This is a genomic window from Candidatus Enterococcus leclercqii (assembly GCF_009933135.1).
Taxonomy (GTDB): domain Bacteria; phylum Bacillota; class Bacilli; order Lactobacillales; family Enterococcaceae; genus Enterococcus_C; species Enterococcus_C leclercqii.
Map to the genome: position 1 here is coordinate 108957 of NZ_MAEH01000014.1, position 12655 is coordinate 121611.

The following is a 12655-nucleotide window of genomic DNA, read 5'->3' on the forward strand; positions in this document are numbered from 1 at the left end:
AACCTATATATAGTGCTAAATTTAACTGTAAGGCGTTGAAAAACACTAGATATTGTGTTTGGGCTTCTTGAAAAAAGAATGAAAGCACAAGGGGACAAGGTTTCAACCCCCTCGGCTTTTTATAAAAAAATCATGTAAGAAAAAAACTGTTTTTTGTTTAGCAAAAAAATCCAGTTGGAAAAATTTACCCCAGAACAAACAATCAGTAGCCTAATCTGTCACTTCTTGTAGGAAACTTCTAGACTGTACTATATATAGAAGAAAACCGTCGCTTTGTGGAGTGCAACTGCCGGTAAAGTTGTCGATTTTCTGAATTCTTGATAGTATGAAGCAAAGATCGCCAGAGGTTCGGTGGCGGAAAGGAGCAGTTATGAAAAAAATCATCGATGTCAAACACCTTAGCAAAACCTATGGCAATCGTTTCAATGAGACCAAAGTTTTGGACAATTTATCTTTTAGTGTAGATGAAGGAGAATTCGTGGGCATCATGGGTCCCAGTGGTGCCGGGAAAACTACGTTGATGAATATACTGGCCTCTATCGCGTTGCCGACATTTGGAACAGTGGAAGTCGCCGGTAAAGATGTGACCAAAATGGGGGAGAATCAGTTGAGCGATTTTCGGCGGCAAGATCTGGGATTTATTTTCCAGGAGTTCAACTTATTGGACACACTGACTGCCAGAGACAACATCATCTTACCCATGGCTATTGACAAGCTGCCGGTGAAAGAGATTGATACGCGCCTTGCCCACGCAGCGGAACTGTTAGGAATCAGCCACTTGTTGGAACGCTATCCGGCAGAATTGTCAGTGGGGCAGCGTCAACGAGTGGCAGCGGCGCGAGCAATCGTGGTTCGACCAAAAGTCATTTTTGCCGATGAGCCTACCGGGGCGCTGGATTCAAAATCAGCTACCGAATTGCTGCATTATTTGGCCACTGTCAATCAGGAAGAGGATGTCACCATTTTAATGGTGACTCACGATCCTTATACCGCCAGTTATTGCAACCGTATTTTATTCATCAAAGATGGGGTGTTTTTCTCCGAAATCGTCAAACGAGGCAGTCGCAAAGAATTTTTCAATCGGGTGATCGATATGCAAGCGACGATTGGCGGAGGGGGTAAGCGTCATGCTTACTAAGATCTCTTGGCGCAGTTTTTTGCGCCAGTATCGGGATTATAGTATCTATTCTATCTGTATGATGCTCGCAGTAATGATCTATTATTCCTTTGGGGCGATGACCAATGACCAACCGCTGGTGCAACGTGCCCAACCGGACATCCAGATATCCTATGTATTGAGCTTGGGCAATCTGTTTATGCTGCTGATACTCGCAGGATTTATGCTGAGTGCCAATCGTTTTTTTGTCGTTAAGCGTTACCGGGAAGTCGGCTTGTATCAGCTTTTTGGTTTGCGCAAGAGCCGCATTATCATGCAGTTTGTGATTGAGAACTTCATAATGAATACGCTGGCTTTTGTTTCTGGAATTGTGATGGGAATTATTTTTTCAAAATTTTTCTCCATGATTTTGATTAAAGCGATGGATTTAGAGCTGGCTAGTCATTTTTTCATCTCGTTGCGGTCAATTTATGCGACGATGATCGTCTTTTTTTGGATCTCGCTGGTGATTGCCGGGCAAAACGCTTGGTTAATTTATCGCCATCAGCTAATCGATCTGTTTGAAGCCAAATCTCAGAACACAATTCGCAAAATGCCGGCAACCCTTTGGACCGGAATCTTTGGTGGAATGGGCCTGTTTTTTTTGGTAGGAGGCTACTGGCTGTCATTTTTCAGCCGTGAGTATATGATTCATTACATCTCGGCTACGGGAAGCTACGGCATTGTCTTCTGGTTGCCCTTTTTGGTGTTGGTGCTGTGTATTATTGGCACCTACCTGTTTTACCGTTTTACATTGAAGGCATTGTTTGAATGTCTGCGGCGATTGCGACGACGGTCGTATCAGTACCTGCGTTTTTATGCGTATGGTAGCGGGCGCTTTCAGATGCTGAACAATTGGCGCTCGTTGGCTTTTGCAACGTTAGCGACGGCTGCGGCGATTACAGTGATCGCTGGGGCAATTTCAGTCATTAGCATTCGCTCCCAGATTTTGTTCAATAGCAACCCTACTGATTTTCAGATCAGAGGAGAGGAGAACAAAAAACTGGAACAAGAGATCAAAGCAGTAGGCGGTGAAGTCACCGAGGAGACCCAACTGCATTTCAAGGTAACGGTGGCCCATATGACTCGCCGCTTTCTCCATAATGATGAGAGTCAACAAGAACAACTCTACGATCTTTTAACAGAAGAAGAATATGCCGCTTTTTCAAAGCAACACAAAGAGTTGCCGGAGATTCATTTGAACACTGGGCAAGAAGCTGTCTTATTTGACTATGAGTATAATATTTTTCGTAATTTAACAACCGTTGACCGCAAGTTCATACTTCCTAATGGACAAGCGGTACAAGTCAATAAGATCTATCCGGATTATCTGGGGGATTCGAATATGCGCTATGGTGCTGGTGTGTTGGTAGTGAAACAGTCTGTCTATGAAAAGGCGAATGGTATCATTTATCCGGTGGCAATGATTGATGCCAAAATGCCATCAGACCGTAGCTGGTCACAAAAGTTGGGAGATCGCATGACCACCGAATGGGGGGACGAGATTCGCTACAACTATCAGTATACTACAGGACATTTGTCAGCTGAATTCACTAAGGAGAAAATAGAAGATTCAACTGCAGACACCACTTCTTTTAGTTACAATCGGCTGAATTTTACTAGCCGTTATCGAGAACTGCGGCGGTTTCGACGAGAATCCGGGATTTTTGTCTATGTTGCTATTTTTATCGGTGTGACTGTCTCGGTAACCACTGCCGGTATCATGATGTTGCGGCAGTTTTCTCAAATGAGTAACGAGCGTGAGAACTTCCAACTGTTGAAAAAATTAGGTATATCCCGTGGCTCCATTCGCAGTCTGATCTATCGCCAGCTGTCTTGGGTCTTTTTACCGCCGGTGCTGCTGATTACGGGACATTCATGCTTTGCGATTCACCTGTGGGCACAATTCATCCACAGTGACGCTTATTGGCTGGCCTACCTTTTCTGTTTGGTTATGGCGTTATTGTATGTGATTGCCTATCTGATTACGGCTCATTTTTATATTCGTTCTGTTGAAAGCCAATAATTCTGCTAAGGGATGGAGTGGGGACAATCGTTGAGTCACCGTCCTACGAACCGAATCATGCCAAATGTGAGAGGCAAGCAAAAGCCGACGATCTTCCATTAAAATCATTGGAGGATCGTCGGCTTTTGCTTGCTGTAAATTTCAAATGCTGGCTATAAAAATAAATTTAAGGAAAACTCAGGAAATAATCCGGGCTTTTCGGAATGTGACGAAAGTGTTAGGGAGAAAGCGCTTGTTGATAGGGGCAATCACTGTTCATTTTTTTGGAGAGCCTCTAGAATGGACTAGAAGAATTAGAAAGTGGTCTGTTTTTTCGAACCTTCCCTAAAGACTGTGATCTATAAGCACTTCAAGTGATGTTTAATCGGTCTCAACAATGAACACAGCAGAGTTACTGATGTTCGAGAAGTTGCAGTGAGACCAAAAAAAGGCTTGCTGAAAAAATGCGAGGAGGAAATGACATGAGGCAATGGTTGAACAAGCCCAAGACACTGTATTGGCTGTCTTTTATCGGCAAGACGTTGTTTTATTTTGCGGTGGTCCTCATATTGATTTATCTGTACCATTATCGCAACATCCAAGGTGGTAATTTTATCTATAACGAGTTTTAGAAAGCAGGTGATTAGATGCCAATTACAAGTATTATTGAAGCCATCGACAGCTGGCGCAAGCAAACACCAGAAGCCTTCTGTTACCAAGATGGCACCCTGTCTTATACGTATCGTCAGCTGGGGGATTTCTCAGAAAGATTGGCGGTTCATTTCGATGAGCAACTGGTGCAAGGTGCGCCGATTATGGTATACGGTGATTTAGAATTTGACATGCCGGCGGTCTTTTTGGCAGCCATCCGCTCTGGTCATGGCTATATCCCCATCGAAGCTGGCACCCCGAAAGAACGCATCCAGTTGATTCTTGAAGTAGCCCAACCGGCCCTGATTGTCGCCGTCGAAGCTTGGCCGGATATCGAAACGTCAGTGCCTGTGTTGGCAGCAGAACAGTTGCAGGCAATCTTTTCAAAAGCAGTCTCAGAGGATGCGGTTGCACAGTTGACACCTTTACAACCGGATGAGACTTGTTACATCATCTTTACCTCGGGGACTACAGGAGTGCCTAAGGGAGTGCAAATCAGTCATGAAAATCTGTTGTCCTTTGTAAATTGGGAGCTGCAGGATTTCCCTATCGAAAGCGGCATGCGCTTTATGTGTCAGGCACCGTTTTCCTTTGATTTGTCCGTGATGGATTTGTATCCGGCGTTGTGCTCTGGCGGAACATTGGTACCGATGAAAAAAGCGGTTATCGAAGATTTCAAAGAACTCTTTGTCCGGCTACCGGAAATGCAGTTGGATGTCTGGGTCTCCACGCCTTCATTCATGGATATTTGCCTGATGGAACAGACCTTTAATGAAAAGACAGTTCCAACGCTGAAGGTCTTTTTATTCTGTGGCGAAGAGTTGACCAAGCAGACGGCCAAGACGTTGTTGGAACGTTTTCCTAACAGTCAGATTTTCAATACCTATGGACCCACAGAGACGACAGTAGCTATTTCAGGTGTTCAGGTAACGCCGGAAATTTTGACAGCCTCTGACCGGATTCCTATCGGGTATGTTAAAACAGACACCCGCGTGGTAATCATGGAAAAAGAGCAAGCGTTGCCTCAAGGAGAAGTCGGTGAGATTGTGATTGCAGGGCCCAGTGTCTCAAAGGGCTACATGAACAATCCTGAAAAAACGGCAGCAGCCTTCTTTGTCTTTGAGGGACAGCCTGCTTACCGAACCGGTGATGCCGGACGTTTAGCAGAAGACGGATTGCTATTGTATGAAGGTAGAATGGACTTTCAAGTGAAGCTCCACGGGTTTCGTATTGAGCTGGAGGACATTGATCACCACCTGACAGAAGTCTCTTATGTTCGTCAAGCCACAGTGGTTCCTAAGTATAAAGAGCATAAGGTGCAACAGCTGGTGGCATTTATTGTCAAAGATCAAGATCCTTTTGACAAAGAATTCCGTTTGACCAAAGCAATCAAAGAAGAGCTGGCCACACGAGTGATGCCCTACATGATTCCACAGCGCTTTGTTTATGTGGATCAGCTGCCCCGAACGGCCAACGGTAAGATTGATCGCAAAGGACTGATTCAAGAGGTGAACAGCTGATGTTATTTCCTCATATGATTCCTTATGCTGATCCCACTTATTTTGTAATCCTGGCTGTTGCGCTATTGCCTATGATCGTCGCTTTGTTGTGGAAGGGCAGACGCTTAAACGGCTATCAAGTGCTGTTGACATTGTTCTTCTTGTACATGAGTTTTGGTGGTAAAGACTGGCATCAGGGAGTTGCACTGATTATCTATGTCTTCTTCCAGACACTCTTGGTATGGGGCTATTTCAGGTATCGACAGGAAAAAAACAACAGCAAGGTCTTTTATCTGGCTGTTTTTCTCGCCATCTTGCCATTGGCCATTACGAAAATCACGCCCTTTTTTTCAGGTGGTGTCGCATCGATTCTGGGCTTTTTGGGAATCAGTTACCTGACATTTAAGTCCGTACAGATGATCATGGAAATTAGAGACGGCATGATTAAAGAGTACCATCCGTTTCGCTACATCCAGTTCCTGCTGTTTTTCCCCACGATTTCTTCAGGCCCGATTGATCGCTATCGGCGCTTTGAAAAAGACTTATTGGCAGCACCTGCCCGGGAAAAATACGTTGAGCTGTTGGAAAAAGGCATCCACAATATTTTTCTGGGCTTTTTGTACAAATTCATCATTGGCTACTACTTTGGTTCTGTAATGCTACCGGTGGTTTCTCGGGATGCCTTGAGCCACGGCGGTTTATCCTGGGCGCTAGTGGGCTATATGTATGTTTACAGTATGTACTTGTTCTTCGACTTTGCCGGTTACAGTTTATTCGCTGTCGGAACCAGTAATCTGATGGGCTATGAAACACCGCCAAACTTCAACAAACCATTTTTATCTTGGAACATCAAAGAATTTTGGAATCGTTGGCACATGACCTTGTCCTTTTGGTTTCGGGATTATATCTACATGCGCTTGATGTTCACACTAATCAAAAAGAAAACCTTTAAAAGTCGGGTCGTGGCCTCAAATGTCGGTTACTTTGCCTTGTTTATGATTATGGGTGTCTGGCACGGACTGACTTGGTATTATCTGTTGTATGGGTTTTATCACGCTCTGTTGATCTGTCTGACAGATGCTTGGCTGCGTTTCAAGAAAAAACACAAAGGTTTGCCGTCAAATCGCATAACTCATTGGTTGTCGGTATTTCTGACTTTTCAAGCCGTGTGTTTTAGTTTCTTGATTTTTTCCGGCTTTTTAGACAAACTGTTTTTCGGCCGCTAATCTAGCAACTATCAGAAAAAAGCCGCCAGCATTATTGAAATATTACTGGAAACACTGTTAGCAATTGGTGCAATCAAATAAAAAAGGAGCAATCATCATGGAAGAGACAATTTTTGACATTTTAGAAGAAATTACAGGGACTGACGAGGTTCGGGAAAATCCTGATGTGAATCTGTTTGACGAAGGGTTGATGGATTCGATGGCAACAGTGCAGCTGTTAGTCGAGATTGACGGCCAATTAGGCGTACAAGTGCCCGTCTCTGAATTTGATCGGACACTGTGGGACACACCGAATAAAATTATTGAACAAGTCAAGAAATTGCAGGCTTAGTTATGAAAAAAAAGCTATTGTCGATTTTCGGGCCCTTGGTGTTGGCTGGCTTGCTGCTTGCGGCATTGTTCTTTTCCCCCTTCAAGATCGATGCCGACAATCCTTCTTTGTGGGCCAAAGCCGCCAGCTCCATGTCTGGGAATGTCTTGCGGGGCAATTCCATCAAAAACAACGCCATCCGTTCAGGAAAATATGTACCGTTTTTTGGATCTTCTGAATTGAGCCGAATCAGTCCATTTCACCCTTCTGTTCTCGCGCAAAAATATCAAAGAAACTATACGCCTTTTCTGTTAGGCGCCCCGGGAACGCAATCTTTGACTCAGTATATGATGATGCAGTCTTTGGGAAGTGATCTGACAAATAAAAAGATCGTCTTTGTTATTTCCCCTCAGTGGTTTGTCAAAGGTGGCGTGACCAGAGCCTACTTTGATGCGTATTTTTCTGAGTTGCAGACTTATATCTGGGCTTCTGAGATTCAACAGGTGACGGGGGAGGACCGTTATTTGGCAAAACGCCTGCTGGCTTATGACAAAGTAACCCACGATACGGGTTTGGAAAGCATGCTGCGCTTGATTGCAGAGGGTACGCCACCTTCTTCACAGCAAAAAGAGTTGGCACAGTTGCATATCAATTTGCTAAACAGAGAAGATGAGCTTTTCAGTGAAGTCGGCTTGACCTCCAAACAACAGAGTATCAACAAAGCGGTTGCCCAACTGCCAAAAAATTATGACCCTGTCACTTTAGATGCATTGGCTAGTCGGATTGGGGCGTCAATGACGAAAAATAATTCTTTTGGGATTTCAGACCAGTTTTATGACAAGCGCTTGAAACACCAACTGGAAAAACTAAATGATTCTCAACGTCAACTGGATTATCGTTATTCGGCAGAGTTTTCGGATTTTCAATTGGTGTTGAATCAGTTGGCAGATGTAAATGCCGATGCGTTGTTCATCATCCCGCCAGTCAACGAAAAATGGTCAGATTTCACAGGATTGTCGCAAAAGATGCTGCAGGAATTTGCGCAAAAGATCAAGTTTCAATTGAATGAGCAAGGATTTCATAACATCGCTGACTTTACTGACCGTGCGGCTGAACCTTATTTTATGGAAGATACGATCCATTTGGGTTGGCGAGGTTGGCTAGCGGCTGACCAAGCCATTGCACCGTTTTTGGCAGACGGGAAGACAAAGAAAACCACGTATCACCTGCAAGATTATTTCTATTCAAAAGAATGGCAGCAACTTTCTCCAGAACAACTTACGGCTAAGAAACGATGAGCCACTGGTTAAATACAACTCTTTTTGTCGCTGACACGTAACAGTCGTCGGGGCCGCGACAATCGTTGAGTCACCGTCCTTTGAACCGTCTTTTGACGCGGACAATACCAAACGTGAGGCCCCAAAGCCGATTATCTTCCATTAAAATCACTGGAAGATAATCGGCTTTTCATTGCTAAAAATTTCAAAAGCTGACTGCCCTTGATTTCATCAAGGGCAGTCAGCCTAATTCACTTTTTCTCTTTATACGTATGGTCATGTTCTTTCTTCGGACTAAGACATCAAGATCGTCACAATTTTTTCTCGTTCATATACTTTTTAATAATTGTGGTTAAACATCCGCTGTTTAGCACTTGAAAATTACTCAGGTCACATTCCCAACGAAAAAAGTATCTGATTTTGCAACGAGGAAAAAACGAGTCTTTCCGGCGCTTTTGAAGATAGCAAACAGGCTACAACTGCCGTAACACGATAGAATTAGCCACAAAGAAGCGCGCTGTATAACCTGCTTTTAAGCAGCTAAATGTGCGAGCTCACGGCAACGGTAAAAGCGGGGGTGTTTTTGTGATGAAAGAAGATAAAAAATAACAAAACGGTTTTTTTCGAAAACGATCTTGTGCATGTTATAATAGCTTTTGATCAAAGGATCGAAGGATTGTCGCTCTTGGTTTTAAAGCCGGAGCATTGAAGGGATGAAAAAAGATTGACACAGACCTTTGGCGATTTTATCGGCTACTGTTGGTAAAGCTGCCCAAAAACGGTAACCCTGTCTATTTTTGCTTTTTCCAACAGCAATCATTCAGTATATTTTTAAAGGAGCAGATAAACAATGCTTGAACAAAAAGACGAACAACTCTTGATCGATCTGACCAGTGCCAGAGGGGTTCCCGGCAATGAAGAAGAAGTGCGAGAAATCTTCAAAGCCTATGCCAAACCTTTTGCCGAAGATATTTTCTTCGACGGCCTGGGCAGTGTGATTGCCAAACATGTGGGAGAAGGCGGCGGTCCGAAGATTTTTATCTCCGGTCATATGGATGAAGTTGGCTTTATGGTCACAAAAATCACTGAAAAAGGGTTTATCGAGTTCCAGACTCTCGGAGGCTGGTGGGGCCAGGTGATGCTAGCTCAACAAGTGGAAATCAAAACACAAGCCGGAAAATTGATTCATGGTGTCATCGGTTCAAAACCACCGCATGTCTTGACGCCTGAAGTCCGCAACAAACCTTACGACATCAAAGATATGTTCATTGATATCGGCGCTTCCTCTGCTGAAGAAGCAAAAGGCTGGGGCATTCGACCTGGAGATATGATTACGCCTTACATCCAATATCAACGTATGAATGACAGTAAATTCTTGCTGGCAAAAGCTTGGGATAATCGTGTCGGCACGGCTGTTTCTTTGCGAGTATTGGAAAATTTGGCTAATGAAGGGCACCCGAACTGCCTGTTTGCTGCAAGTGATGTGATGGAAGAGGTTGGTTTGCGAGGCGCTCGTACCAGTACTCATTTGGTAAATCCAGATATCGCTATCGCATTAGATACCGGAACTGCTGGGGATACGCCAGGTATGAGTCCAAAAGAAGCAGATTCCGTATTAGGGGACGGGCCACAAATTTTGATCTTTGATGCCTCAATGGTTCCTCATAAAAAACTGTTGAATTTTGTAATCAATGTCGCAGAAGAATTGGAAATTCCCTTCCAATACACAGTGATTGCCGGTGGCGGGACAGACGCAGGTCAGATGCATTTGACTCGCGACGGTGTCCCTTCAGTCGCGATTACAGTACCAGTTCGTTACCTGCATTCCCACACCTCTGTAATCCATGAAGATGACTACTTGAACACGGTAAAATTGGTGACAGAAGTTGTCCGTCGCTTGGATGATCAAACAGTCGAAGAATTGCGTAGCTACTAGTTTTAATCTGAATGTAACGATTGACCGGGCCACTGTGCCCGGTCTTTTTTTGTAACTGCTGTGGTTGGACGAATAGCAGGCTTCAATGATAAAGTGGATGGGAGCTAATCACTGAAAATTCGAATACAGAAAGGTGCGATTAGATGAAATTGACAGTCTTGGGATGTCTTGGAGCATATCCTTATAAAGGACAGGGAACCACAGGATACCTGCTACAGTCGGGAGATTTCAATTTGTTATTGGACTGTGGCAGCACGACATTGGTCAGATTGGAAGAAATTTTGGATCCGTTGGCGCTGGATGCGGCGATCATCAGCCATTACCATCACGACCATATCGCAGATCTCGGTGTCTTGCAGTATTATTGGCAACTACATCCAAACCGAGAGCCAAAGAAAGTATTACCGATTTATGGTCATACTTTGGACACGGTTCACTTTGAAGAATTGACCTTGCCAAATGTTACAGAAGGCCGGCCCTATTTCGAGACGGAACAGTTGGAATTGGGTCCGTTTTCTGTTACATTTATGAAGACGATACATCCGGTTGTTTGCTATGCCATGCGCTTTGTAGAAAATAGTACAGGTAAAATATTTGTATTCACCGGTGACTCCGGTTACCTGGCAGAATTCTCGGAATTTGCCGCGGAGGCCGATCTGTTTTTGGCGGATACTTATCTGTTTGCCGGTAATGAACACCACAAAGCCCATTTCACTAGTAAAGAAGCCGGTGAGTTTGCCAAAAAAGCGCAAGTGAAACGTCTGGTTTTGACCCATCTGCCCCAGTTTGGCGATTTGAACCAACTGCGCAACGAGGCGATTCAGGCTGCGGGAGAAGAAATTCCTGTAGACTTAGCCGAAGTCAAAGGGGTCTTTGAAATCTGAGATGTTCAGCTCTTTGGCGTAAAAAAGATTCGACAAACTAGCCGAATCGACCGGCAAGTTGTCGTCAAAAATCGAATGAGGAGACGATCTGAATGATTTTTGTACCGAATGAAAATAACGACCCTCGGGTAAATCTGGCTATTGAGCATTTTTTAGTCCATGAAATGCCTTTGGAAGAACCGATTTTACTGTTTTACATTAACGAACCTTCCATTATTATTGGACGTAATCAAAATACGATTGAAGAGATTAACAAAGATTACGTGGAAGAACACGGCATCCATGTTGTGCGACGTCTTTCAGGCGGCGGGGCAGTTTATCATGATTTGGGAAATTTGAATTTCAGTTTCATCATGCCCGACGACGGCAACTCATTTAGAGATTTTGAAAAGCTCACGAAACCGATCGTGGCAGCACTTCATGAAATGGGTGTCGAAGGGGCACAACTCAAGGGCCGCAACGACTTAGTAATCGATGACATGAAGTTTTCTGGCAATGCGATGTACGCTACCAATGGTCGGATGTTTGCTCACGGAACAATCATGTTTGACTCAGATATCAATGAAGTTGTTAATGCATTGAAGGTCAAAAAAGATAAGATTGAATCAAAAGGCATCAAATCCATCCGTTCTCGGGTAACGAATATCAAACCGTTTTTGCCGCAAGACAAACAAAACATGACTACCAAAGAATTTCGCCAGGATATCTTGTTGAAAATCTTTGGTACGGACACTATTGCTGACGTGAAAACCTATGAACTGACAGCTGCCGACTGGGAAAAGATCAATCGTATTTCTGAAGACTTCTACCGTAATTGGGATTGGAACTACGGCAAATCACCAGAATTCGATATCGAAAAGCAACATCGGTTCCCAATTGGTTCCATCGAAATCCGGTTGAATGTGCAGCAAGGTAAAATTACTGATGCCAAGATCTATGGGGACTTTTTCGGACTAGGAGAAGTCAAAGATGTTGAAGAGGCATTGGTGGGCACAAGATATGATAAAGAAGCGCTAAAAGCTGTTATTGATGAAATTGACGTGAAAAAATATTTTGGTAATATTGAAAAAGCAGATCTGTTAGAATTAATCTATTAACTGCCGTCAAGAGACGGTGACCATCGTCTTATCATCCTCCTGTAAAGGAAATAGTAAACGTAAGCCACAGGGAAGAGGCTGACAGTAGTTGAGTCACCGTCCTGTGAAGGAAACAATACCAAACGTGAGCCCCCAAAAGCCGACGATCTTCCATTAAAATCATTGGAAGATCGTCGGCTTTTCATTGCTAAAAATTTCAAACACAGGCTTTCCTTGATTTCATCAAGCAAGGTCAGCGTCATTCACTTCTCTTGACACGTAGGGTAATGTTCTCTTTTCGGACTAAGACATCAAGATAGTCAAAGTTTTCTTCATCCGTATACTTTTTATGAATTGTGGTTAAACATCCACTGCTTAGCACTTGGAAATTACTTATGTCACATTCCCGTTCCTACGATTAGTCAAGAGAAAACTCACCTTTCACTTGCTTGCACAAGTGAGTTGAGTCACAGACGTTTGTCCGGTAAAGGAATCCGACTATTGTAGATTGTATCGAATTTTAAGCTTGAATGACCTGGAGTGGCTGTCTTTTTCTGGGAAGAGGTATTTTATACGACAAGGGACTTTTGCGTTTGCCCGTCGGAAAGATTCCCGATACAATAGGGAAAAGAAGT

10 protein-coding genes are annotated in these 12655 nt (G+C 43.8%); all 10 read left to right on the plus strand.

The genetic code is table 11. From position 1 onward, the window contains the following. Positions 1 to 370 precede the first annotated feature (370 nt). The 10 genes from BAU14_RS06990 (at position 371) to BAU14_RS07035 (ending at position 12041) form a co-directional block, all read left to right on the plus strand. Positions 371 to 1138, plus strand: a complete 768-nt coding sequence (locus BAU14_RS06990; protein ID WP_161899377.1) for an ABC transporter ATP-binding protein — start codon at positions 371 to 373, stop codon at positions 1136 to 1138. Next, positions 1128 to 3182 (plus strand): FtsX-like permease family protein, encoded by a 2055-nt coding sequence (locus tag BAU14_RS06995; RefSeq protein WP_161899378.1) that lies wholly within the window; start codon positions 1128 to 1130, stop codon positions 3180 to 3182. The genes BAU14_RS06990 and BAU14_RS06995 overlap by 11 nt, the downstream gene beginning before the upstream one ends. Before the next feature lie 461 nt (positions 3183 to 3643). Continuing rightward, positions 3644 to 3793, plus strand: coding sequence for a teichoic acid D-Ala incorporation-associated protein DltX (locus BAU14_RS07000; RefSeq protein WP_161899379.1), 150 nt, complete (start codon positions 3644 to 3646; stop codon positions 3791 to 3793). A 15-nt stretch (positions 3794 to 3808) separates the two neighbouring features. Next, on the plus strand, positions 3809 to 5332 hold the full coding sequence (gene dltA, locus BAU14_RS07005) for a D-alanine--poly(phosphoribitol) ligase subunit DltA (RefSeq protein WP_161899380.1): 1524 nt from the start codon (positions 3809 to 3811) through the stop codon (positions 5330 to 5332). Continuing rightward, on the plus strand, positions 5332 to 6537 hold the full coding sequence (dltB, locus tag BAU14_RS07010) for a D-alanyl-lipoteichoic acid biosynthesis protein DltB (protein WP_161899381.1): 1206 nt from the start codon (positions 5332 to 5334) through the stop codon (positions 6535 to 6537). Before dltA ends, dltB begins: the two co-directional genes overlap by 1 nt. Before the next feature lie 97 nt (positions 6538 to 6634). Continuing rightward, on the plus strand, positions 6635 to 6868 hold the full coding sequence (dltC, locus tag BAU14_RS07015) for a D-alanine--poly(phosphoribitol) ligase subunit DltC (protein WP_161899382.1): 234 nt from the start codon (positions 6635 to 6637) through the stop codon (positions 6866 to 6868). A gap of 2 nt (positions 6869 to 6870) precedes the next feature. Further along, positions 6871 to 8145 carry a D-alanyl-lipoteichoic acid biosynthesis protein DltD gene (gene dltD, locus BAU14_RS07020; RefSeq protein ID WP_161899383.1) on the plus strand — a complete coding sequence of 425 codons (1275 nt, stop codon included), beginning with the start codon at positions 6871 to 6873 and terminating at the stop codon, positions 8143 to 8145. Between the two features lie 829 nt (positions 8146 to 8974). Further along, a complete protein-coding gene (locus BAU14_RS07025) occupies positions 8975 to 10060 on the plus strand; it encodes a M42 family metallopeptidase (protein ID WP_161899384.1) in 1086 nt (361 codons plus the stop codon). 143 nt (positions 10061 to 10203) lie between these two features. Further along, complete coding sequence (locus BAU14_RS07030; protein ID WP_161899385.1) at positions 10204 to 10944, plus strand: MBL fold metallo-hydrolase; 741 nt, start codon at positions 10204 to 10206, stop codon at positions 10942 to 10944. 92 nt (positions 10945 to 11036) lie between these two features. Beyond that, positions 11037 to 12041, plus strand: a complete 1005-nt coding sequence (locus BAU14_RS07035) for a lipoate--protein ligase (protein WP_161899386.1) — start codon at positions 11037 to 11039, stop codon at positions 12039 to 12041. Positions 12042 to 12655: the final 614 nt, after the last annotated feature.

Excerpts from the sequence above, each read along its gene's own strand:
- BAU14_RS06990 (WP_161899377.1), top strand. The coding sequence starts at position 371 with ATGAAAAAAATCATCGATGTCAAACACCTTAGCAAAACCTATGGCAAT.
- BAU14_RS06995 (WP_161899378.1), top strand. The coding sequence starts at position 1,128 with ATGCTTACTAAGATCTCTTGGCGCAGTTTTTTGCGCCAGTATCGGGAT.
- BAU14_RS07000 (WP_161899379.1), top strand. The coding sequence starts at position 3,644 with ATGAGGCAATGGTTGAACAAGCCCAAGACACTGTATTGGCTGTCTTTT.
- dltA (WP_161899380.1), top strand. The coding sequence starts at position 3,809 with ATGCCAATTACAAGTATTATTGAAGCCATCGACAGCTGGCGCAAGCAA.
- dltB (WP_161899381.1), top strand. The coding sequence starts at position 5,332 with ATGTTATTTCCTCATATGATTCCTTATGCTGATCCCACTTATTTTGTA.
- dltC (WP_161899382.1), top strand. The coding sequence starts at position 6,635 with ATGGAAGAGACAATTTTTGACATTTTAGAAGAAATTACAGGGACTGAC.
- dltD (WP_161899383.1), top strand. The coding sequence starts at position 6,871 with ATGAAAAAAAAGCTATTGTCGATTTTCGGGCCCTTGGTGTTGGCTGGC.
- BAU14_RS07025 (WP_161899384.1), top strand. The coding sequence starts at position 8,975 with ATGCTTGAACAAAAAGACGAACAACTCTTGATCGATCTGACCAGTGCC.
- BAU14_RS07030 (WP_161899385.1), top strand. The coding sequence starts at position 10,204 with ATGAAATTGACAGTCTTGGGATGTCTTGGAGCATATCCTTATAAAGGA.
- BAU14_RS07035 (WP_161899386.1), top strand. The coding sequence starts at position 11,037 with ATGATTTTTGTACCGAATGAAAATAACGACCCTCGGGTAAATCTGGCT.